The sequence below is a fragment of the Cypionkella sinensis genome, from assembly GCF_042646385.1.
In the GTDB taxonomy this organism is placed as follows: domain Bacteria; phylum Pseudomonadota; class Alphaproteobacteria; order Rhodobacterales; family Rhodobacteraceae; genus Cypionkella; species Cypionkella sinensis.
Genome location: NZ_JBHRTO010000001.1, coordinates 949053 through 970848, shown reverse-complemented (window position 1 = coordinate 970848; position 21796 = coordinate 949053). Strand labels below are relative to the sequence as shown.

Here is a 21796-nt window from a genome sequence, read left to right as displayed (position 1 = left end):
CGAGGTGAGTCTCGCCAATCCTCGGGAGGGGCCCATGAAGACGCTCGACACGATCACCATCGGCCGTTCCTCGGTCGATCTTTACGGCGCGCAGATCGGCGGGCGGCTGGAAGATATGGCCAGTTTTCAGAAATACATCGGCGGATCGCCCACGAATATTGCCGCTGGCACGGCGCGGTTGGGGCTGAAATCGGCGCTAATCACCCGCGTTGGCGACGAACATATGGGCCGTTTCATCCGCGAAGAACTGCTGCGCGAAGGCGTCGATGTGCGCGGTGTGAAAACCGATCCGCAGCGGCTGACCGCCCTCGTGATCCTTGGCATCCGTGACGAGACGCAGTTTCCGCTGATCTTCTACCGCGAAAACTGTGCCGACATGGCGCTGTGTGAGGATGATATTGACGAATCCTTCATCGCCGAAACCCGCTCGCTGATCGTCACCGGCACGCATCTGTCGCATGCCAACACCGAGGCCGCCGTGCTGAAGGCGCTGAAACTGGCGCGCAAGCATGGTGCCAAGACCGCTTTGGACATTGACTATCGCCCGAACCTTTGGGGGCTGGCAGGGCATGGTGATGGCGAGTCCCGCTTTATCGAATCCGCAGCCGTCACCGCTAAGTTGCAATCCAGCTTGCATTATTTCGATCTGATCGTCGGTACTGAGGAAGAATTCCACATCGCGGGCGGCTCCACCGACACCATCACCGCACTGAAAGCTGTGCGCAAAGTCTCCAACGCCACGCTGGTCTGCAAACGTGGTGCCGCCGGTGCCGCCGCCTTTGATGGGGCGATCCCCGACAGCCTTGATCAGGGCCAGACCGGCCCCGGTTTCCCGATTGAAGTGTTCAACGTGTTGGGCGCGGGTGATGGTTTCATGTCGGGCCTGACCAAAGGCTGGCTGGATGGTGAAAACTGGCCGACGGCGCTGAAATACGCCAATGCCTGCGGCGCTTTCGCGGTATCGCGCCACGGCTGCACCCCGGCCTATCCCAGCCTTGAGGAGTTGAATTTCTTCCTTGAACGCGGTGTGAAAACCCCGGCCTTGCGCAAGGATGCCGAGCTTGAGCAAATTCACTGGTCCACCAACCGCCGCAAGCAATGGTCCGAAGTGCGCGCCTTCGCCTATGATCACCGCTCGCAACTGGAAGAAATCCCCGGCGCTAATCCCGAAAACATTGGCCGTTTCAAAGAGTTGTGTCTGGAAGCTACCATATCCGTCTCTCAGGGGTGCGAAGGATATGGCCTGCTCTGCGATAACCGTCTGGGCAAATCGGCGCTGCATAAAGCCTCCGGCCAAGGCCTCTGGATCGGTCGCCCAGTCGAATGGCCCGGCTCGCGTCCCTTGACCTTGGAGCCTGAAATCGGCCCCGATTTCGGCGGCCTGTCGGAATGGGCGCTGGAGGATGTGGTCAAGGTGCTGTGCTTCTGCCACCCCGATGACCAACCTGAAATGCAAGCACAGCAAGAGGCCGTGATCACCCGGCTGTTCCACGCTTGCCGTCGTAACCGATTGGAAATGCTGCTGGAAATCATCCCGTCGAAAGTCGGCCCGGTCGATGATTTCACCAATGCCAAGCTGATCAGCCAGTTCTACGACATCGGCATCTACCCCGATTGGTGGAAGCTGGAGCCGATGCAGACGCGCGAGGCATGGGCTGCCACCTGCGACGCCATCACCAGCCGCGACGCCCATACCCAAGGCATCGTCATTCTGGGGCTGGGGCAATCCGAGGCTGAACTGGCGTCCTCCTTCAAACTCGCCGCCGATTTCCCGCTGGTGAAGGGGTTTGCGGTGGGCCGCACCATTCACGCCGACGTGGGCCGGCAATGGATCGCGGGTCAGATTGACGATGCCACCGCCGTTGCCACAATGGCCGAAAACTTCCGCCGCCTTTGCGGCATCTGGGATGCAGCCCGCGCAGGAGCAAAAGCATGAACACCATCCGTTTGACCGCAGCGCAAGCCATGGTGCGCTGGCTTTCCGTGCAGATGACCGAGGACGGTGAGCGCTTTATCGAAGGCATCTGGGCGATCTTTGGTCACGGTAACGTGGCCGGGATCGGTGAGGCTTTGCACGGCGCGAAGGACACATTCCCAACCTGGCGCGGCCATAACGAACAGACCATGGCCCACGCCGCCATCGCCTATGCCAAGGCGAAAAAGCGCCGCCGTGCGATGGCCGTGACAACCTCTATCGGGCCGGGGGCGTTGAACGTGGTGACAGCGGCGGGCGTGGCCTTTGCCAACCGCTTGCCCGTGCTGATCATTCCGGGCGATGTGTTCGCCAATCGCGCGCCCGATCCGGTGTTGCAGCAGTTGGAGGATTTCAACGACGGGACCATCAGCGCCAATGATTGCTTCCGCCCGGTCAGCCGTTATTTTGACCGTATCTCGCGCCCAGAACATATCCTGACAGCCCTGCCGCGGGCCTTGCGGGTGATGACCGACCCCGCCGACTGCGGTCCGGTGACTTTGGCCTTCTGTCAGGATGTGCAGGCCGAAGCCTTTGATTACCCCAAATCTTTTTTCACGCCGAAAGTCTGGAAAATCCGCCGCCCCGAAGCCGATGCCGATGAGTTGGCTGCGGCCATCGCTGCCATCCAATCCGCCAAATCCCCGGTGATCGTCGCCGGCGGTGGTGTGATCTATTCCGGCGCCGAGTCCGCCTTGGCCGCCTTCGCCTCCGCCCACAATATCCCCGTGGTGGAGACGCAAGCCGGGAAATCCAGCCTCGATTTCGACCACGCGCTGAACTTCGGACCTGTTGGTGTGACGGGGGCGTCTAGTGCCAACACGGTCTGCGAAAATGCCGATCTGGTGATTGGTCTTGGCACAAGGTTTCAGGATTTCACCACAGGATCGTGGTCGCTGTTCAAAAACCCGAACCGTCGCATCCTGTCGATCAACGTCGCGGCCTATGATTCCTATAAACACGGCGCTTTGAACCTTACATCCGATGCGAAGATCGCGCTGCAAGCCATTGGTAAGGCTTTGGGATCGCAGAAATGGCCTGCTATCCCCGGCCTGCAAGCCGATTGGGCGGCGGCCACCGCAGCGGTCAAGGCAGCACCTAGCAGCAACGCTTTGCCGACCGATATGCAGGTGATTGGTGCTGTGCAGCGCACCGCCAGCAAGGCCACGGTGGTGATGTCTGCCGCTGGCACCATGCCGGGCGAGTTGCACAAGATCTGGGATGCGCCTGTGGGTGGCTACCATATGGAATATGGCTTTTCCTGCATGGGCTATGAGATTGCCGGGGCGATGGGCATCAAGATGGCGCGGCCCGACGCCGACGTGATCTGTATGCTCGGCGATGGCAGCTATATGATGGCAAACTCAGAACTCGCCACCGCCGTGATGATGGGCGTGGCGTTCACCGTGGTGATTACCGATAACCGTGGCTATGGCTGCATCAACCGGCTGCAAAAGGGCACTGGTGGGGCAGGGTTCAACAACCTTTTGGATCAATCCTATCACGTCAACCACAGCCACATCGACTTTGCCGCCCATGCTGCCGCGATGGGGGCGAATGCGGTGAAAGTCACGACGATTGCGGAGTTGGAAGCTGCGCTGCATGCTGCCAAGGGCGCCAAAATCCCGCAAGTGGTGGTGATCGACACCGATCCATGGCCCGGAACCGAGGCCGGTGGTACGTGGTGGGATGTCGGGGTGCCGGAAGTTTCGACCCGCGCCGAGGTAAACGCCGCGCGGCAAAATTACGAGAATAAACTGAAAGATCAGCGGCTTGTGGACTGAAGTTCGGGCAGCGATTAAAATTTGAGGGATATCATGATCCAATACGGCACCAACCCGATCGCATGGACCAACGACGACGACCGCAGCCTTGGCGCGCATATCAGCCTGGAGCAATGTCTGGATGAAACTGCCGCAATTGGCTTTGATGGCATCGAAAAGGGCCATAAAATGCCGCTGACGGTGGACGGTTTGAACGCGTTGTTCCAACCGCGCGGGCTGAAATACATCTCGGGCTGGCACTCGACCAACCTGTTGGTGAACAGCATCGAAGACGAAAAGGCCGCGATGCAGCCCTATCTTGACCTGCTGAAAGGCATGGGCTGCAAGGTGATCATCGTTTGCGAGACCTCAAACGCCATCCACGGCGATGACGCCAAAGCGGTGAATGACCGTCCGCATCTGCCCGATGCCGCGTGGAAGAAGTTCGGACAAGGCATTGAAGCGCTCGCAGAATTTAGCGCTTCCCAAGGTATCAAACTGGTCTACCATCACCACATGGGCACCATTGTCGAGGCCGAGTGGGAGATTGATCGCCTTATGGCCGAAACCGGCCCGCACACCCATCTGCTGCTGGACACCGGCCACTGCTATTTCGGCGGCGGTGATCCGGTGCGGGTGGCGAAAAAGCACATGGCGCGCGTCGGCCATATCCACGCCAAAAACGTCCGCCCTGCCATTGCGGCAGAAGTGCGTGAGCAGGGCCTGTCCTTTCTGGAAGGCGTGCGCCGTGGCAGCTTTACCGTGCCTGGCGATGCCGAGGGGGCGGTGGATTTCTTCAGCGTTCTCGAAGTGGCGGCCCAGCACAACTATTCTGGCTGGCTGGTGATCGAAGCCGAGCAAGATCCATCTGTCCGGGTGCCGATGGAATATCAAAGTCTTGGCTTGCGCAGTCTGAAGGGGTTCGCCAAGCGGGCGGGTCTGGATAAGTAAAAGGCTGGGGGCTCGCCCCCCAGACCCCGGAGGATATTTGAGCAGAGAGGATGACCATGACTCAGTTGCTGCGGAAACCGAATGGAACTTCGGGCAAGGTGCATGACATCACGCCCGAAAGCGCGGGCTGGGGCTATGTCGGCTTTGGACTTTACCGCTTGCAACCGGGGGAATCAGCCGCCGAGATTACTGGCGACCGTGAAGTGATCCTCGTGCTGGTCGAAGGCAAGGCACATATCCGTGCCGCAGGCCAAGATTGGGGCATCCTCGGCGATCGTATGGATGTCTTCGAGAAAACCCCGCCGCATTGCCTCTATGTCCCGAACGGCAGCGACTGGCACGCCACCGCCACCACGGCCTGCACGCTGGCGGTCTGCACCGCTCCCGGTAAGTCCGGCCACAAAGCGGCGCAGATCGGCCCCGCAGGCATCACGCTAACCCAGCGCGGCATCGGCGCAAACACGCGCTTTATCAACAACATCGCGATGGAGGCGCTGGATGTCGCCGATAGCCTGTTGGTGACAGAGGTGTTCACCCCGCAAGGCAACTGGTCATCCTATCCCAGCCATCGTCACGACGAAGACGATTTCCCCCGCATGACCTATCTGGAGGAGACCTATTACATGCGCCTGAACCCGGCGCAGGGCTATGGCATCCAGCGCGTCTACACCGAGGATGGGTCTTTGGACGAAACCATGGCGGTGAAAAACCACGATGTGACGCTGGTGCCAAAAGGCCATCACCCCTGCGGCACCCCCTATGGCTATGAGATGTATTATCTGAACGTCATGGCGGGGCCCCGCCGCAACTGGCGGTTTCAGAACGACCCCGATCACGACTGGATCTTTCAGCGTGATAACCCGGCGGTATGACGCCTTAATTCAGCGGCGCGTCCGAAGTCAGCAGTTGAATCTCCATCTCGCCGCGATGGCTGCGCAGTTCGGCCTCGATCAGGTGCGGCTTCGGCAGGCGCGGCGTCAGCACCAGACAGCGGCCGCGATAGCCCAATTCATTCAAACGGGTCAGAATCACCACCGCATCCAAAGTGGCACTGAACAGCGGAAACACCACCAGATCAGGCGCGATGCGGGCAAGTTCTTCGGGGCAAAGCTGATGGAAGGGTAGGGAGAAAATCATCGCATCCGGCGATGCGGGCGCGTCCTCGCCCCCTGCGAGATAAAGGATGCGGCGGCCTGTCGGGCCTGCGTCAGCAGACTGCCCCTGTTGCGGTGGCATAGCCCCCCACTCCATTGCGGCGATTTGCTTGGCGCGCGACAAGACCTGCGCCTACAGCCAAAACGCGAAAAAATGTTACAGAACTCGCCTCATGTTAGCGCAGACACAGCCGTATGGGCAAGTGCCAACTGGCATGATCAGTTTACAACGGTTAGAGGTTTAGAAAGACCAAGGGGGCTATGATGGATCAGGCAGGCACAAAGGCCATATTGGGTGGGCTGCCCTTTCCGGTGATCCTGATCGCGGCGGATGAGCGGATCGTGCAGGCCAACACTGCCGCCATAGCGATGTTTGGCGCCGCTTTGCTGGATCGCCATCACGCGCTCAGCTTTCGCCAGCCCGAATTCCTCCGCGCCATCTCGCGCGCCATGCAGCAGGGTGAAAGTGGTCGCGTGCGCCTGACGCTGGCTGGGGCTGGGCAGGACACGATCTATGACGTGACCGTCAGTCCGCTGCCGCAGGGGGTGCTCTGCGCCTTCGAGGATCGCTCGGCATGGGAGCAGATGGACCAGATGCGGCGCGATTTCGTTGCCAATGTCAGCCACGAATTGCGCACGCCGCTGACGGCACTTTTGGGCTTCATCGAAACCCTGCGCGGCCCTGCCCGCAACGATGCGGCGGCACGGGAGCGGTTTCTGGCCATCATGGCGAGCGAGGCCGAGCGGATGAACCGGCTGGTGCGCGATCTCTTGCATCTCAGCCGGGTTGAGGCCGAAGAACGGGTTTTGCCGGGCGACGATGTTGATATCGCCGGGGTGCTGAGCGCAACGGTGGTCAGCCTGCGCCCGGTGGCCGAAGCCGCCAAAGTTTCGATTCGGGTAGAGGGCGCGGACCATCCGCTGATCATTCGCGCCGATCACGATCAGATGACGCAGGTGTTGACAAACCTCGTTGAAAACGCAGTGAAATATGGCAGCCCCGCCGGGGCAGAGGTGCGGGTGGCGCTGGCCCGGGAAATAGGCCCGCGCGGGGCACAGTTGCGCATCTCGGTCAGCGATCAGGGCGAAGGCATTGACCCCTTCCACATCCCCCGCCTGACCGAACGCTTCTACCGCGTCGATGGCCACCGCTCACGCGAGAAGGGCGGCACAGGGCTGGGGTTGGCCATCGTCAAGCATATCGTCAACCGCCACCGCGGCAGGCTGATCATCGAAAGCGAAAAGGGCAGGGGCAGCCGATTCTCGGTGCTGCTGCCGCTCGAGCCGCGCTGAATAAAGGTGCGGGTTGCGGCTTCATCTTGGCGAAAATACTCCCGCCGGAGGCTCCACCAGTGCCGCAATCCAGCCGTTTCAGACCTGCTGCGCCGCGACAACCCCGATCCGTCATATAACTGTTACAAAACTGTCGCAAAACATATGAACAACCGGCCTAGACGGGGCGGCGAAGGGCAAGCCATCCGGGCCGCCCTCGGGAATTAACTGGAGAGCAACATGTCTCTGATCAAACTGATCCCTTCCGCCGTGGCGATCCTCGCCGCTTCGACCGTCATCGCCTCGGCGCGTGACCAGTTGCAAATCGCGGGTTCGTCCACCGTGCTGCCCTATGCCACCATTGTGGCCGAGGCTTTTGGCGAAAACGGCGATTTCAAGACTCCGGTCGTGGAAGGTGGCGGTTCGGGCGCTGGCCGCAAGAAGCTGTGCGAAGGCGTGGGCGAAGCCACCATCGACATCGCCAACTCGTCGTCGCGCATCACCCAATCCGACCTTGACCTGTGCAAGACCAATGGCGTCACCGACATCATGGAAGTGCGCATCGGCTATGATGGAATCGTGTTCGCCTCTGACATCAACGGCCCGGATTTCGTGCTGACCCCGGTTGACGTTTACAACGCCATCGGTGCGCAAGTCGCCAAAGACGGCGCGCTGACCGCCAACACCGCCAAGACCTGGGCTGACGCCAACTCTGCCCTGCCGGCACAAGACATTCTGGCCTTCATCCCCGGCACCAAGCACGGCACCCGCGAAGTGTTCGACACCAAGGTGCTGCTGGAAGGCTGCAAAACCAACGGCGCTTACGATCTGTTCCTCGCCGCTTCGAAAGAAGCCGATGATGGTGCCAAGAAGAAAGACGCTGAAAAGCAGTGCTTCACCACCCGCTCGGATGGCACCTCGGTTGATATCGACGGCGACTACACGGAAACCCTGTCGCGCATCGACGCCAACAAGAACGCCGTCGGCGTGTTCGGCCTGTCGTTCTACGAAAACAACACCGACAAGCTGAAAGTCGCCACCGTGAACGGCATCGTCCCGAGCGTCGAGACGATCTCGAAAGGCGAATATCCGGTATCGCGTCCGCTGTATTTCTACGTCAAGAAAGCCCATATCGGCGTGATCCCCGGCCTGAAAGAATACATCCAGTTCTTCGTCTCGGATGATATGGCTGGCCCGGATGGCAAACTGGCTGAATATGGCCTCGTGCCCGACCCGGAACTGGCTGCGACCCAAGCGGCAGTTGACGCCGAGACCGTTATGGGCCCGCTGCAGTAAGCACCCTTACCGAAACGGCGCGCGGGTCTGCTCGCGCGCCGTTTTGTCTTGACCACGCCCGTTCCTCTCATTGGCAGGATCCCCATGAGCCTCGGCCTTCTATCTCTGATCATTCTCGCGCTTGCCGTGTTTGGCTACGTGCTGGGCCGCCGCAAGGCTGTCGGCCAAGTTGAAGGCGACATTCGCAAACTGCATTCGCTGCCGCCGTTCTATGGCCGCATTACCGCTTTGCTGACCGCCGTGCCCGCGTTCTTCCTGATCGCCGCATGGCTTTTGGCGCAGCCGCTGTTTCTGGAAACCAAGGCGCTGAGCCTGATCAACCCGGCCGAGCTTCCGGCGGGCAAATCCGCCGATCTGGTGATGGCGGATGTCCGCCGTGTCGCCAACGGACTGAATATGCTGGCTGCGCGCGGCGATGATGTAACACCTTTGCTCGCCAGCCCGTCGGCTTTGAAAACCGCGCTGAACGATGCCGGTGTGGTGCTTGAAACCGAACCGACGCCTTCTACCCTTGCCGCTTCTGCGGCGTTGCGTGATGCGGGCGCGACGTCTCGTCTGGCAATGACCGGTGCGGCATTGCTGCTGGCACTTGGCGGTCTGGCCTTTGGTCTGTCGCGTATCACCCCCGAATACCGCGCCCGTAACGCCACCGAGCGTTTTTCGATGTGGCTGCTGATGGCGTCCTCGCTGGTCGCTGTGCTGACAACCGTCGGCATCGTTGCCTCGCTGCTGTTTGAATCGATCCACTTCTTCCGGCTCTATCCGGCCTCCGAGTTCTTCTTCTCAACCGTGTGGAAGCCGCAATTCGGCGGTGGCTCCTCGCTGGGTATCCTTCCGCTGCTGTGGGGCACGCTTTATGTCTCGCTGATCGCCCTCGTGGTGGCGGTGCCGATTGGTCTGATGTCTGCAATCTATCTGGCCGAATATGCCAACAAATCCACCCGCGCTTGGGTCAAGCCCGCGATTGAGATCCTCGCCGGTATCCCGACCATCGTTTATGGCCTGTTCGCGCTGGTCACGGTTGGCCCCTTGCTGCGCGATTACTTTGCCCAGCCCTTTGGCCTTGGCAATTCGTCCTCCTCGGTGATGACGGCTGGTCTGGTGATGGGCATCATGGTGATCCCGTTCGTGTCATCCCTGTCCGACGACATCATCAACGCCGTGCCGCAATCGCTGCGCGATGGCTCGCTCGGCCTTGGCGCAACACCTTCGGAAACCATCAAGCAAGTGGTGATCCCCGCAGCGCTTCCCGGCATCGTCGGTGCCGTGCTGCTGGCAGCCTCTCGCGCGATTGGGGAAACCATGATCGTGGTGATGGGGGCAGGGGCCGCCGCCAAACTGTCGCTCGACCCGTTCGAAGCCATGACGACGGTGACAGTGAAAATCGTCAGCCAATTGACCGGCGATACCGAATTCGCCAGCCCTGAAACCTTGGTCGCCTTCGCTCTGGGCCTGACATTGTTCTGCCTGACGCTGGGTCTGAACATCATCGCCCTGATGATTGTGCGTAAATACCGGGAGCAATACGAATGACCGCTTCAGCGCCCCTGAACCCGCGCGCGGCCCATGACACCCGCGCCTCTTTGCTGGTGCAAGACAAGCGCACCAAGGCACGCAATGCCACCGAGAAACGCTTCCGCGCCTATGGCCTGACCGCCATTATCGTAGCCCTGCTGGCGCTGGTCTGGCTCTTGGTCTCTATCTTCGGCAATGGCCTGCCGGCGTTCAAGCAAACCTTCATCACCATGCCAGTCACCCTGGACGCGGCTGTGCTGGACAAAGGCGGCAAGCGTGATCCGGCTGATCTGGCGAAAGCCACCACCGTCGCCTATGGCAAACTGCTGGCCAAATCGCTGGAGGCCGAGATTGCCGCCAAAGGCCTGTCCTTGGGAGAGGTCAAAGCCAAAGACCTGGCCAAGATGATTTCCGAGGAATCTGCAGCCACCCTGCGCAATCAGGTTCTGGCCAACCCCGCGCTGATCGGCAGCACCATAACCGTCAACGTCCTCGCTTCGGGCCGTATCGACGGCTACTACAAGGGCCGAGTGACGATGGCGTCGGCTGCGCTTGACAAGAACACCTCGCCCGAACAACTGGCCCTTGCTGATCAGTTGAAAACTGCAGGCGTGATCTCGATGCAGACCAACCCGGGCTTTCTGACGATGCCCGATGCGTCGGACAAACGTCCCGAGGCCGCAGGTCTGGGCGTGGCCATCGTCGGCTCGATCTACATGATGTTCGTGGTGCTGGTGCTGGCCCTGCCGATCGGCGTGGCAACCTCGGTCTATCTTGAAGAATTCGCGCCAAAGAACAAATTCACCGATCTAATCGAGGTGAACATCGCCAACCTCGCCGCCGTGCCCTCCATCGTCTACGGCATCCTTGGCCTGTCGATCTTCATCAACTTCGCAGGTCTGCCGCAATCCGCGCCCATCGTCGGCGGCCTTGTGCTGACGCTGATGACGCTGCCGCGCATCATCATCCCGACCCGCGCGGCCCTGAAAGCTGTGCCACCGTCGATCCGCGACGCAGCCCTCGGCATTGGTGCAAGCCGTTTGCAAACGATCACCCACCACGTCCTGCCCCTGGCAATGCCCGGTATCCTCACGGGCACCATCATCGGTCTCGCACAAGCCTTGGGTGAAACCGCACCGCTTTTGCTGATCGGCATGGTCGCCTTCGTCCGCGACTTCCCCGGCATCCCGCCCGAAGGCTTGTTCGACCCGGCTTCGGCCCTGCCGGTGCAGATCTACAACTGGACCCAACGCGGCGACCCCGGCTTTGTCGAACGCGCTTCTGGTGCCATCATCGTGCTGCTGGTGTTCCTGATCGCCATGAACGCCATCGCCATCTACTTCCGCCGTAAATTCGAACGCCGCTGGTAAGGGGGCTACAATGAAAGACCAAAGATTGGAGACCCGCGTGGAAACCCAGACCGTCAAGATCGAGGCCCGCAAAGCCCAAGTCTATTATGGCACCAACCATGCCATCAAAGATGTCGATGTCGATATTCTCGACAAGACCGTCACCGCCTTCATCGGCCCGTCGGGCTGCGGCAAATCAACCTTCCTGCGCTGCCTGAACCGGATGAACGACACCATCCCGTCCTGTCGCGTCGAAGGTTCGATCACGCTGGAAGGCGAGTCGATCTACGACCCCCGCGTCGACCCGGTGCAACTGCGCGCCCGTATCGGCATGGTGTTTCAGAAACCGAACCCGTTCCCGAAGTCGATCTACGACAATGTCGCCTACGGCCCGAAAATCCATGGTCTGACCCGCAACAAGGCCGAACTTGACGCCATCGTGGAGACCTGCCTGCGCAAGGCAGCACTTTGGAACGAGGTGAAAGACCGCCTGAACGCCCCCGGCACCGGCCTCTCGGGCGGCCAACAGCAACGTCTGTGCATCGCCCGCGCCATCGCCACCTCGCCCGAGGTGCTGCTGATGGACGAACCCTGCTCGGCACTTGACCCGATTGCGACTGCACAGGTCGAGGAACTGATCGACGAACTGCGCAGCCAATTCTCGGTGGTGATCGTCACCCACTCGATGCAGCAAGCCGCGCGTGTATCGCAGCGCACCGCTTTCTTCCACCTCGGCAATCTGGTGGAATTTGGTGAAACCGGGCAGATCTTCACCAATCCGAAAGATCCGCGCACAGAATCCTACATCTCTGGCCGGATTGGCTAAGGAGCAAAACATGTTGAATGATCGCCATATCGCCACCGTTTTCGACCGTGATCTTGAAGCGGTGCAAGCCATGATCATGAAAATGGGCGGGCTTGTCGAAGCCGCCCTGTCGGATGCCGCCAAGGCGCTCGACACGCAGGATGAAAGCCTCGCCAATCAGGTACGCAACAACGACACCGCGATTGATCAGTTGGAAGAAATGATCAACACCGAATGCGCGCGCCTGATCGCCCTGCGCGCGCCGATTGCCACCGATCTGCGCACCGTGCTGACGGTGATGAAAATCGCCTCCAGCCTCGAGCGTTGCGGCGACTATGCCAAGAACCTCGCCAAACGCGCGCTGGTGCTGAACGCGATGACGCCAATCCCCGGTGCCGCCGGTTCGATCCGTCGCATGGCGCGGCAGGTCGGCTTGCTTTTGAAAGACGCGCTCGATGCCTTTGTCGCCCGCGACGCTGGCCTTGCCGCCGAAGTGCGCCTGCGCGACGAGGAAGTGGATCAGATGTATAACGCGCTGTTCCGTGAATTCTTGACGCATATGATGGAAGACACCCGCAATATCTCGGCCTGTATGCACCTGCATTTCATCGCCAAGAACATCGAACGTGTCGGCGACCATGCCACCACCATCGCCGAGCAGGTGATCTACCTCACCACCGGCGCCTTGCCGGATGAGGCCCGCCCGAAAGCCGAACTCGCTGGGGGGGATGCCTGATGGCACCGCGTCCTTCGGTGTTGCTGGTCGAGGACGAGCCCGCACAGCGCGCCGTCCTGTCCTATAACCTCGAGGCCGAAGGCTTCGAGGTGCGCACCGCCGACAATGGCGAAGACGCATTGGCGCTGATCGCCGAGGAAGCCCCCGATCTGATCCTGCTCGATTGGATGATGCCGCATGTTTCTGGCATCGAGGTTTGCCGCCGCCTGAAAGCCCGCCCCGAAACGCGGGGGATTCCGGTGATCATGCTGTCGGCACGATCCGAGGAAGTTGATAAGGTGCGCGGGCTGGAAACTGGGGCCGATGATTACGTGATCAAACCTTATTCCGTGGTCGAGTTGATGGCCCGCCTGCGCGCGCAACTGCGCCGCGTGCGCCCCGCCACCGCTGGCCTGCTGTTGGAATGGGGCGATATCCGCCTTGATACAGAAACCCACCGCGTCTATCGCGGCGACAAGGTGCTGAAACTGGGCCCCACCGAGTTTCGCCTGCTGGCCACGTTCATGGAAAAGCCGGGCAGGGTGTTCTCCCGCGAGTCGCTTCTGGACCGCGTCTGGGGCCGCGACATCTACGTCGACACCCGCACCGTCGATGTCCACATCGGTCGTCTGCGCAAATCGCTCTGCACCTTCGGCGGCGACGACCCCCTGCGCACAGTGCGCGGCGCGGGATATGCGCTGGGGTAAACTTTTGGGGTAGGGTGCGTGCTTGCACGCACCTAACCTTGGTTGAGACGCTAAGAACATAGGGCGGCGCTACAGCGCCTTGACTCCGGGCGGGTGGGCTATTCGGGAGCCGCAAAACCTCGCGCTTAAGCCTCTTGCCTTAACTGATCTCTCACCGACATCAGAATCTGCCCCAGCCGGTTCAACCCAGCGCCATCTGGCCCGCAGCCCCAATAGCCGTCCCAAGGCGCGTTCTCGACAATCATCCGATCACCCGTCGACAACAGCAGTGCGGCCAGCTTGGCATGGGTCTTGAACTTTGCCAAAACCGCCCGCAGCATCACGGCGTCCTTGATCTCTTCCCAATCCGCTCGCAGCGGATAGGCCCTTGTCATTCCCAGCTCTTTTGCCGCTTTCGGGCGCAGCTCGCGCCGGATTTTCTCTCGGTAATCGGCATCCGCGAATTTTTGCGCTTGAAACAAATGCTCGGTGGTTGGCCACCAAACCCCGTCCAGCGCGACACCATAGGGGGCGAAGTTAGAGAACTCGGAATACGGGTCGGTCTGTGCGTAGAAGTAGACTGTGTCATCAGGAGACATTGCAAAACTTTCTGTCAGCCCCGGCTCAGATACCTGCTGGACATAGAATTTCGCGGGTCGCAAAACACCGCAAACCTTAACAATCCCTTACCGACACCCCGTAACCTGTTGATTTCGCTCAACCCAAAAACGGTCCCAACTCGGGACCATCTGAAATCACAACCGGGCCAGCCTTTCGGTCAGTAAATCAAAGAACCCCTGCGCGTCCACATCGCCGATAAACAGCGCGTTCTTCGCCCGGTCTGTCACCCCCCACCAATCCGCGACGGTCATGCCCAGTGTCAGCTCAGACTGGGTTTCAATCTCGACATTGATATGCCGCCCCGAAAACAATGTGGGCCGGATCAGATAGGCCACCACGGTCGGATCATGCAGCGGCCCGCCTTCGCTGCCATATTTCGCCACATCGAACCGCTCAAAGAAATCCGCCCATTCCGCCGCCACCCGACCCACCTCGGTGCCCATATCCCGAAGCGCCTGCACCCGTGGCTTGGTGGTCAGCACCTTATGTGTCACATCCAGCGGCATCACCACCAAAGGCACGCCGGATTTGAACACGATATTTGCTGCTTCGGGGTCAACATAGATATTGAACTCGGCCGCCGGAGTGATGTTGCCGCCCTCGAAATAGCCGCCACCCATCAGCACGATTTCCTGCACCCGCCCCACCACATCCGGGGCTTGCAAGAACGCCTGCGCAATATTGGTCAGGGGGCCGAGCGGGCACAAAGTAACGCTGCCCGCAGGCTCTGCCCGCAGGGTTTCGATGATGAAATCGACGCCATGCTGATCTTGCAGCGGCATCACCGGATCCGGCAGCACAGGGCCATCCAGCCCGGTCTTTCCATGGACATGCTCTGCCGTCACCAGCTTGCGATTCAACGGCCGATCGCAACCTGCAAAGACCTTCACATCCGAACGCCCCGCCAATTCGCAGATCATCCGGCTGTTTTTCTGTGTCAAAGCCAGCGGCACATTGCCCGCAACCGCGACGATGCCGAGCAGGTCAATCTCCTCGGGGCTGCCCAAAGCCAGCATGATGGCAAAGGCGTCGTCCTGGCCGGGGTCGGTGTCGATGATGATTTTGCGCGCCATGCCGGCCTCCTGTTTTTTATGCAGAAAAGCCGATGGCGGCGGGGAAGTCCAGCCTATCCAGCCCTTTGCACCAGAGACTTTCCGCTGCGATAATGGCGGATTGCCAAATTGCGGCTGCGCCGCCCATCCAGACAAGGCCGTGCTGGCACTGGGCCAGATGCAACCGGGTCCCCGACAAAAGCCAACTCGGGGAACAGCGCCAAAACTTCGGCCCTCGCCTCTGGGGTCAAGCTGCGCAGTGCCTGCGCTCCAGGCAGCATTGATTCAGTCGCTGCGCCCTGGGCGAACACCACCTGATGTTGCGGGCATAGGAAATGCACATAAGTCACGTCATTCGCCTGCAGGTCGACGCAGATGCCCGGCAGGCCAACCAGATGCTTGGCTGCAACCAGCACTTCGCGGGTTCCGCTGACGCGGTGTGTGGTATCAGATGCCACCAGAATGCGGTGTTGGGGTGAGACGATCAGATCGCGCCGCGGCACCCCGGCGCCCAAGGCGCCTGCGGCAATCCGCACTGGACGCAGGGCCGGATGCAGCGCCAGTGCCTTCGCATCCAAATGCCGGGTTCCGTGCCATGCCACCGGCTGCGCGCCTGCGTCTTGGGTGCAGACCAGATCACCCACCGCCAAAGTCTCAACCGTCTTATCACCATCCGGCGTGGCGATCAGCGTGCCTGCAACAAAGCAAGGCACGCCGTTGACCAATGTGCTGTATTCGGCCTGACCGCGCCAGTCGCCATTTGTCAGGGTAATGCTGTCACCCTGGGTAACCGGAATGTCAAACGCGTAATAATATGGCCCCAACTGCCCGCCGCCCCAATCCTGCGAAAAGTTTGACGGATCGGTGCTGTTATAGATGCGCAGCATGTATGCGGTGCCGGTTTGCCCAGTTGTGGCGTTGTAAATGGTGAACTTGTAGACGGACTGCACCACATGGCCGGATGCGCCCAAACCATCGATATCTTGGGTCAGAAGTTGCCCGCTTGTGTCGAGCGTCTCAAAGTTGGTCTGGTATTCGGGGTGTATTTGGCCGTCTTCGCTGCTTTCGTCATCAAAGATGCCATCATCATCGGCCACCGACATGTTGCGCGTGGCGCCACCGACCGTGAACGTGCCTTCTGAGAAGGAATACTGATCCAAGCCAATGTCGTCGTTCGAAATTACGCTGAAGTTATAGAACGGCATCACACACTCCACCCAGCCGAACCTGCGTTCGACCTTATCTAATCAAGTCACGGACCTGAAACTTAGGCGGAGAATCTGGCGGCAAAATGTTAAAAGTTTGCGAAAGTCGCGGCGACTCTCGCAAACCAGTTTTCAGATCAGCGGATCAGTTGTCGAAGTCGACTTCTTCGATCAGCCTCAGCGCTTCAGGGCGCTTGGCGGCGACTTCGGCCAAAGGCAGGCTATCGGGCGTGAACTCACCCCAGCTTTTCACCAGAGCCGAGCGTTCCACACCGGGTTCCACCGGGAACTCGTAGTTGGTTTCAGCGTAGATTTTCTGCGCCTCATCCGACGAAAGCCATTCCATCAGCTTCAACGCCGCATCATGGTTCGGTGCCGATTTGGTCATCGCCACGCCGGAGATGTTCATATGGGTGCCGCCGCCTTCAAACACCGGAAACACGATGCGCACGGAATCGGCCCAGTCTTTCTGCTCTGGGTCAGCCAGCATCTGCCCCAGATAATAGGTGTTGCCGATGCCGATATCGCATTCATTCGCCCAGATCGCCTTGACCTGATCGCGGTCGCCGCCGTTGGGTTTGCGCGCGAGGTTGGCTTTCAGACCTTCCAGCCAGGTCTTTGTAAAGGCTGCATCATGATGCGCCAGCATCGCCCCGGTCAGCGCCACGTTGTAATCATTGGTGCCAGAGCGCATGCACAGCCGGCCCTTCCACTTCGGGTTGGCCAGATCTTCATAGGTGGTGATTTCGCCATCCTTCACCCGGTCTTTCGCGGCATAAACAATGCGCGAGCGTGCCGTCAGGCCGAACCACTGCTTGCCCGGATCGCGGAACTCGGCAGGGATGTTTTTCTCTAGCACCGCCGAGTCCACAGGCTGCGTGACACCTGCGTTCACCACTTCCATCAGCCGCGCGATATCTACCGTCAGGATGAGGTCGGCGGGCGAGCGATCACCCTCAGCCACCAGACGCTCGGCCATGCCCTTGTCAACAAAAGCGATGTTCACTGTGATGCCGGTTTCTTTGCTGAAGGCGTCGATCAGCGGCTGGATCAGTTCGGGCTGGCGGTGCGAGTAGATGTTCACCTCCTCGGCCAAGGCCGGAAGCGCGGTGCTGGCCAGAGCCAGAGCAAAAAGGCCGAAACGCAGTTTCATGGTTGAGTCCTTTTGTCAGGTATATGGCGCAGCTTAAAGCCGATGCGGCCCGAGGCGTCAATACCTGAGTAAAAAACTTGGCAGGCTCTAGTGCCGATGACTAGCGGGACTTTTCCTCGGCCTTGGCGCGGTTCCACAACGCATCCATCTCGGCCAGATCGCTATCTGCGGGGGTGCGGCCAGCTTCGGCAAGCCAATTTTCGATTCGGCCAAAGCGGCGGCTGAATTTGGCATTGGCCGCGCGCAGGGCGGCTTCGGGATCGACGTCGAGATGGCGGGCGAGATTGGCCATCACGAACAGCAAATCGCCAAATTCTTCAGTGACTTCGGTTTGTGTCAACTGATCGCGCGCCTCGACCAGTTCGGCGGCTTCCTCGGCGATTTTCGCCACCACTTCATCGGTCGAGGGCCAGTCGAACCCCACCCTTGCCGCCCGCTTTTGTAGTTTGACCGCACGCGTCAGACCGGGCAGGCCCAGTGCCACGCCATCCAGCACGCGGGCCTGTTGGCCGCCACGCTCGGCGGCCTTGATCTTTTCCCAATCCACCGTCTGCTGTTCGGGCGTTTTGTCGCGGCTTTCATCGCCAAACACATGCGGATGCCGCGCCAGCATCTTGTCGGAAATCGCCTGCACCACATCCTGAAAGCCGAACATGCCCGCATCCGTCGCCATCTGGGCATGAAACACCACCTGCAACAAAAGATCGCCCAGCTCACCCGGCAATTCGCCCCATGCCTGCCGTTCGATCGCGTCGGCAACCTCATGCGCTTCCTCAATCGTGTAGGGCGTGATGCTGGCAAAATCCTGCGCAATGTCCCACGGGCAACCCGTCTGCGGGTCGCGCAGACGCCGCATGATCTCCAGCAAGCGCTCGATCCCACCGGCGGGGTCACGCACAAGTTGATCTGAACGCGCGTCAGAATGGGGCAGGGGCATTGCCGATCCCTTCCAGATAAGATTTGATCAAAGGCCAAAGCAAATCAGGAGTCCGCAATGCCCGTCCTCAACCGTATCGCCGCTTATGCCGAGGAAATGAAGGGCTGGCGGCACCATTTGCACGCCAACCCCGAGCTTTCCTTCGATTGCCACAACACCGCCGCTTATATTGTCGAGCGTCTGCGTGAAATCGGCGTCGATGAAATTCACCCCGGCATCGCCAAGACCGGCATCGTGGCGATCATCAACGGGCAGGGGGATGGGCCGACCATCGGCCTGCGCGCCGATATGGATGCGCTGCCGATTCAGGAAATCACCGGGGCGGCATACGCCTCGACCATCCCCGGCAAGATGCACGCCTGTGGCCACGATGGCCATGTCACCATGCTGCTGGGGGCTGCCAAATATCTGGCCGAGACCCGGCGGTTCAAAGGTCGCGTCGCGCTGATCTTCCAACCCGCCGAGGAAGACGGTGCGGGTGGGCGTGAGATGGTGAACGAAGGCATGATGGATCGTTTCGCGGTGGATCAGGTCTACGGCATCCACAACGCGCCGAACGTGCCCTTCGGCCATTTTCTGACCACGCCGGGGGCGCTGATGGCCAGCGTGGATACGGCTTATGTCTATCTGACCGGCAAGGGCGGCCATGGCGCGACGCCGCATGAAACCGTTGATCCGATCGTGGCATTGGTCGGCATGATCTCGGCGATCCAGACCATCATTCCGCGCAATGTCTATGCTTTGGACGAGGCGGTTTTGTCTGTGACAATGGTGAATTCCGGCACCGCCAGCAACATCATCCCGGAAGAAGCGATGTTCGCCGCCACCATCCGCTGCTTCAAACCCGAAGTGCGCGCGCTGTTGAAAAAGCGGTTCTACGAAATCGTCGAAGGCCATGCCGCTGCCTATGGCGTGCAGGCGCGGATTGATTACGACTGGGGCTATCCCGCGACGATCAACCACGCCGATCAAGCCGCCTTTGCGGTGAAAGTTGCCGAGGAAATCGTTGGCGACACTGCGGTGAACGGCAATTCGGTGCGCGAGATGGGGTCGGAAGATTTCTCTTACATGCTGGAAGCCCGCAAAGGCGCCTATCTGTTCATGGGCACCGGGCCGGGCGCTGGCCTGCACCATGCGGCCTATGACTTCAATGACGAAGCCGCACCAATTGGGGCATCCTTCTTCGCCCGCCTGGTCGAGCGCGCGCAACCCTTGGCCTGATCACATCAGGCTAGCGTAGCCCCCAGTGGCTGCGCTAGATTCTGCGCAGTGTTTCAACAGGAGCCATGATGATCCGCCTTTGCTTTGCCCTCTGCCTGCTGGCCGCGCCTGCCTTGGCGGATGATTACATCGCCTTCCACTCTCCCTCGGGCAACATCCAGTGCGGTATGTCCACTGGTGACTATGCCCAAGTCCGCTGTGATATGTCAGAACTGACGCCCACCTACCACAAAGCCCCAGCGGATTGCGAATTCGATTGGGGCAGCAGCTTTGCCGTCGATGCCGGGGGCAAGGGCTATCTCGCCTGTGTCTCTGATGCCGTCGCTGATCCGGGCGCCGTCGAACTTGGCTACGGCAAGTCGATCACTCTGGGGCCATTCACCTGCACATCTGAGAAATCCGGCATGGAATGCACCAACCTCGGTGGGCATGGTTTCAAGATCTCCAAAGCCAAGCAAAGCCTGTTCTAGAGGCAGATGGATTTTCTGAAAAATCGACAAAGATCGGAAACCGCCTTCGCGCGTAAGCGAGAGGCAGCGGTTTCCGATGCTTCACAAATCCATTCGGCCTGACTTTTGATCAAAAATCTTCTGGTGTTTTTATGCGCTTTGGCTATCTTGGCCAAATCATATTGACTGGAGATTCAAAATGAACGCCCCCGCAAGCCTGCCCAACACCTCGGCCTTCGAGATGGACCGCGCCCATGTCCTGCATCCTTGGGCGAATTTCGGGCCGTTTGAAAAGGCGGGTTCCTTGGTGATCGCGCGCGGGCAGGGCGCGAAGCTGTGGGACGAGCAGGGCCGCGAGTATTTCGATGCCGTCGGCGGCATGTGGTGCACTAACATCGGCTTGGGCCGTCGCGAGATGGCAGATGCCATCGCCGAACAGGCCGAGCGCCTCGCCTTCGCAAACCATTTCGTTGACATGACCAATGATCCCGCCGCGCGTCTGGCTGCGAAACTGGCCGAGCTGGCACCGGGCGATCTGAACCGCGTGCATTTCACCACCGGCGGTTCCACAGCGGTGGATACGGCGGTGCGGGTGGTCAGTTATTATCACCACGCCCGCGGCAACCCGGATAAAACCGACATCGTTGCGCGGGAAAACTCTTACCACGGCTCGACTTACCTGACCCAATCGGTCGGCAAGCGGAACGGCGACCGGATTGAGGAATTCCGCTACAAGACCGAAGGCATTCACCATCTGTCCTGCCCCAACCCCTACCGCCGCCCCGATCATATGACCGAGGCGCAGTTCTGCGATGATCTGATCGCGGAGTTTGAGGCGCTGATCGCCCGCGTCGGCGCAGATAAGATTGGCGGCTTCATTGCAGAGCCGATCCAAGCCTCTGGCGGGATCATCGTGCCGCCGCAAGGCTATCTCCGCCGGATGTGGGAGGTCTGCAAGCGCCACGACATCCTGTTTATCGCCGACGAAGTCGTCACCGCCTTTGGCCGTGTCGGCCACTGGTTTGCCGCCGAAGATGCCTTCGGCGTGCAGCCCGACATGATCACCTGCGCCAAGGGGCTGACCTCGGGCTACCTGCCGTTAGGCGCGCTGATCCTGTCGGACCGGATCTGGGCCGCGATGGCGGATGGTGGCCACCGCTGGTTCACCACTGGCCTGACCTATTCCGGTCATCCGGTCTCCTGCGCTTGTGCGTTGAAAAACATCGAGATTCTGGAACGTGAGGGCTTGCTCGGCAATGCCGACCGTGTGGGGGCTTATTTCAACACCCGGCTAAAGGCGCTGGAAAATCTGCCGCTGGTCGGCAATGTGCGCGGGCAGGGGCTGATGCTCTGTGTCGAGAACGTCGCCAACAAGACAACCAAGGCGCTGCTGCCCGACGAGGTGAACGAAAGCAAACGCATCTCGGATATGGCGGAGTCGCTCGGCTTGCTGGTCCGGCCCATCGGCCATCTGAACGTGATGTCGCCCCCCTTGATCATTACCGAAGCCGAAGTGGATTTCGTCGTCGATACGCTCGAAGCCGCAATCCGCCGTGTGACCGACGATCTGGTGCGCGAGGGCCACCGAATGGGATAAGTCTTCCTTCGCAACACAGGCCTCCGCCTTTCCGGCGGGTGGGCGAGCCACAGGAGTTCCAGGCGCATTATGGCTCAACAAAT

The 21796-nt window shown here is 60.2% G+C and carries 20 protein-coding genes; 14 read left to right on the top strand and 6 right to left on the bottom strand.

Annotated elements, in window-relative coordinates; genetic code table 11:
- Positions 1-34 precede the first annotated feature (34 nt).
- From ACFOGH_RS04820 to iolB, 4 genes are read left to right on the top strand one after another with little or no spacing between them, the layout of a single operon-like run.
- A complete protein-coding gene (locus tag ACFOGH_RS04820; RefSeq protein WP_380071931.1) occupies positions 35-1936 on the top strand; it encodes a bifunctional 5-dehydro-2-deoxygluconokinase/5-dehydro-2-deoxyphosphogluconate aldolase in 1902 nt (633 codons plus the stop codon).
- Positions 1933-3756, top strand: coding sequence for a 3D-(3,5/4)-trihydroxycyclohexane-1,2-dione acylhydrolase (decyclizing) (gene iolD, locus ACFOGH_RS04815; RefSeq protein WP_380071930.1), 1824 nt, complete (start codon positions 1933-1935; stop codon positions 3754-3756). Before ACFOGH_RS04820 ends, iolD begins: the two co-directional genes overlap by 4 nt.
- Before the next feature lie 33 nt (positions 3757-3789).
- Positions 3790-4686 (top strand): myo-inosose-2 dehydratase, encoded by an 897-nt coding sequence (gene iolE / locus ACFOGH_RS04810; protein ID WP_380071929.1) that lies wholly within the window; start codon positions 3790-3792, stop codon positions 4684-4686.
- A 56-nt stretch (positions 4687-4742) separates the two neighbouring features.
- The gene (iolB, locus tag ACFOGH_RS04805; protein WP_380071928.1) at positions 4743-5558 is read left to right on the top strand and encodes a 5-deoxy-glucuronate isomerase; all 816 of its coding nucleotides are present in this window, start codon (positions 4743-4745) and stop codon (positions 5556-5558) included.
- Positions 5559-5562: 4 nt separating this feature from the next.
- Here the strand turns inward: iolB and ACFOGH_RS04800 are convergent, their stop codons facing one another.
- Positions 5563-5922, bottom strand: coding sequence for a hypothetical protein (locus ACFOGH_RS04800; protein ID WP_380071927.1), 360 nt, complete (start codon positions 5920-5922; stop codon positions 5563-5565).
- 182 nt (positions 5923-6104) lie between these two features.
- Between ACFOGH_RS04800 and ACFOGH_RS04795 the strand changes: the two genes are divergently transcribed.
- From ACFOGH_RS04795 to phoB, 7 genes are all read left to right on the top strand, one after another.
- Positions 6105-7133 carry a sensor histidine kinase gene (locus ACFOGH_RS04795; protein WP_380073967.1) on the top strand — a complete coding sequence of 343 codons (1029 nt, stop codon included), beginning with the start codon at positions 6105-6107 and terminating at the stop codon, positions 7131-7133.
- Positions 7134-7352: 219 nt separating this feature from the next.
- Complete coding sequence (locus tag ACFOGH_RS04790; RefSeq protein WP_380071926.1) at positions 7353-8408, top strand: PstS family phosphate ABC transporter substrate-binding protein; 1056 nt, start codon at positions 7353-7355, stop codon at positions 8406-8408.
- 84 nt (positions 8409-8492) lie between these two features.
- Positions 8493-9941: a phosphate ABC transporter permease subunit PstC gene (gene pstC / locus ACFOGH_RS04785; RefSeq protein WP_380071925.1), complete on the top strand. Its 1449-nt coding sequence runs from the start codon at positions 8493-8495 to the stop codon at positions 9939-9941.
- On the top strand, positions 9938-11293 hold the full coding sequence (pstA, locus tag ACFOGH_RS04780; protein WP_380071924.1) for a phosphate ABC transporter permease PstA: 1356 nt from the start codon (positions 9938-9940) through the stop codon (positions 11291-11293). The genes pstC and pstA overlap by 4 nt, the downstream gene beginning before the upstream one ends.
- 10 nt (positions 11294-11303) lie before the next feature.
- Complete coding sequence (gene pstB / locus ACFOGH_RS04775) at positions 11304-12098, top strand: phosphate ABC transporter ATP-binding protein PstB (RefSeq protein WP_380071923.1); 795 nt, start codon at positions 11304-11306, stop codon at positions 12096-12098.
- Between the two features lie 10 nt (positions 12099-12108).
- On the top strand, positions 12109-12813 hold the full coding sequence (gene phoU, locus ACFOGH_RS04770) for a phosphate signaling complex protein PhoU (RefSeq protein ID WP_380071922.1): 705 nt from the start codon (positions 12109-12111) through the stop codon (positions 12811-12813).
- Complete coding sequence (phoB, locus tag ACFOGH_RS04765; RefSeq protein WP_380071921.1) at positions 12813-13499, top strand: phosphate regulon transcriptional regulator PhoB; 687 nt, start codon at positions 12813-12815, stop codon at positions 13497-13499. Before phoU ends, phoB begins: the two co-directional genes overlap by 1 nt.
- A gap of 125 nt (positions 13500-13624) precedes the next feature.
- Here the strand turns inward: phoB and ACFOGH_RS04760 are convergent, their stop codons facing one another.
- The 5 genes from ACFOGH_RS04760 to mazG all read right to left on the bottom strand — a co-directional run bounded on the left by ACFOGH_RS04760 (position 13625) and on the right by mazG (position 18446).
- The gene (locus ACFOGH_RS04760) at positions 13625-14077 is read right to left on the bottom strand and encodes an NADAR family protein (protein WP_380071920.1); all 453 of its coding nucleotides are present in this window, start codon (positions 14075-14077) and stop codon (positions 13625-13627) included.
- A gap of 156 nt (positions 14078-14233) precedes the next feature.
- Positions 14234-15172, bottom strand: coding sequence for a nucleoside hydrolase (locus tag ACFOGH_RS04755; RefSeq protein WP_380071919.1), 939 nt, complete (start codon positions 15170-15172; stop codon positions 14234-14236).
- 53 nt (positions 15173-15225) lie between these two features.
- On the bottom strand, positions 15226-16356 hold the full coding sequence (locus tag ACFOGH_RS04750) for a Hint domain-containing protein (RefSeq protein ID WP_380071918.1): 1131 nt from the start codon (positions 16354-16356) through the stop codon (positions 15226-15228).
- A gap of 145 nt (positions 16357-16501) precedes the next feature.
- Positions 16502-17509: a Fe(3+) ABC transporter substrate-binding protein gene (locus ACFOGH_RS04745; protein WP_380071917.1), complete on the bottom strand. Its 1008-nt coding sequence runs from the start codon at positions 17507-17509 to the stop codon at positions 16502-16504.
- Positions 17510-17609: 100 nt separating this feature from the next.
- Positions 17610-18446: a nucleoside triphosphate pyrophosphohydrolase gene (mazG, locus tag ACFOGH_RS04740; protein ID WP_380071916.1), complete on the bottom strand. Its 837-nt coding sequence runs from the start codon at positions 18444-18446 to the stop codon at positions 17610-17612.
- 57 nt (positions 18447-18503) lie between these two features.
- Between mazG and ACFOGH_RS04735 the strand changes: the two genes are divergently transcribed.
- From ACFOGH_RS04735 to ACFOGH_RS04725, 3 genes are all read left to right on the top strand, one after another.
- Positions 18504-19667 carry a M20 aminoacylase family protein gene (locus ACFOGH_RS04735; RefSeq protein ID WP_380071915.1) on the top strand — a complete coding sequence of 388 codons (1164 nt, stop codon included), beginning with the start codon at positions 18504-18506 and terminating at the stop codon, positions 19665-19667.
- A gap of 65 nt (positions 19668-19732) precedes the next feature.
- Positions 19733-20137, top strand: coding sequence for a DUF6636 domain-containing protein (locus ACFOGH_RS04730; protein WP_380071914.1), 405 nt, complete (start codon positions 19733-19735; stop codon positions 20135-20137).
- A gap of 178 nt (positions 20138-20315) precedes the next feature.
- Positions 20316-21713: an aminotransferase gene (locus ACFOGH_RS04725; protein ID WP_380071913.1), complete on the top strand. Its 1398-nt coding sequence runs from the start codon at positions 20316-20318 to the stop codon at positions 21711-21713.
- The last annotated feature ends 83 nt before the right edge of the window (positions 21714-21796 follow it).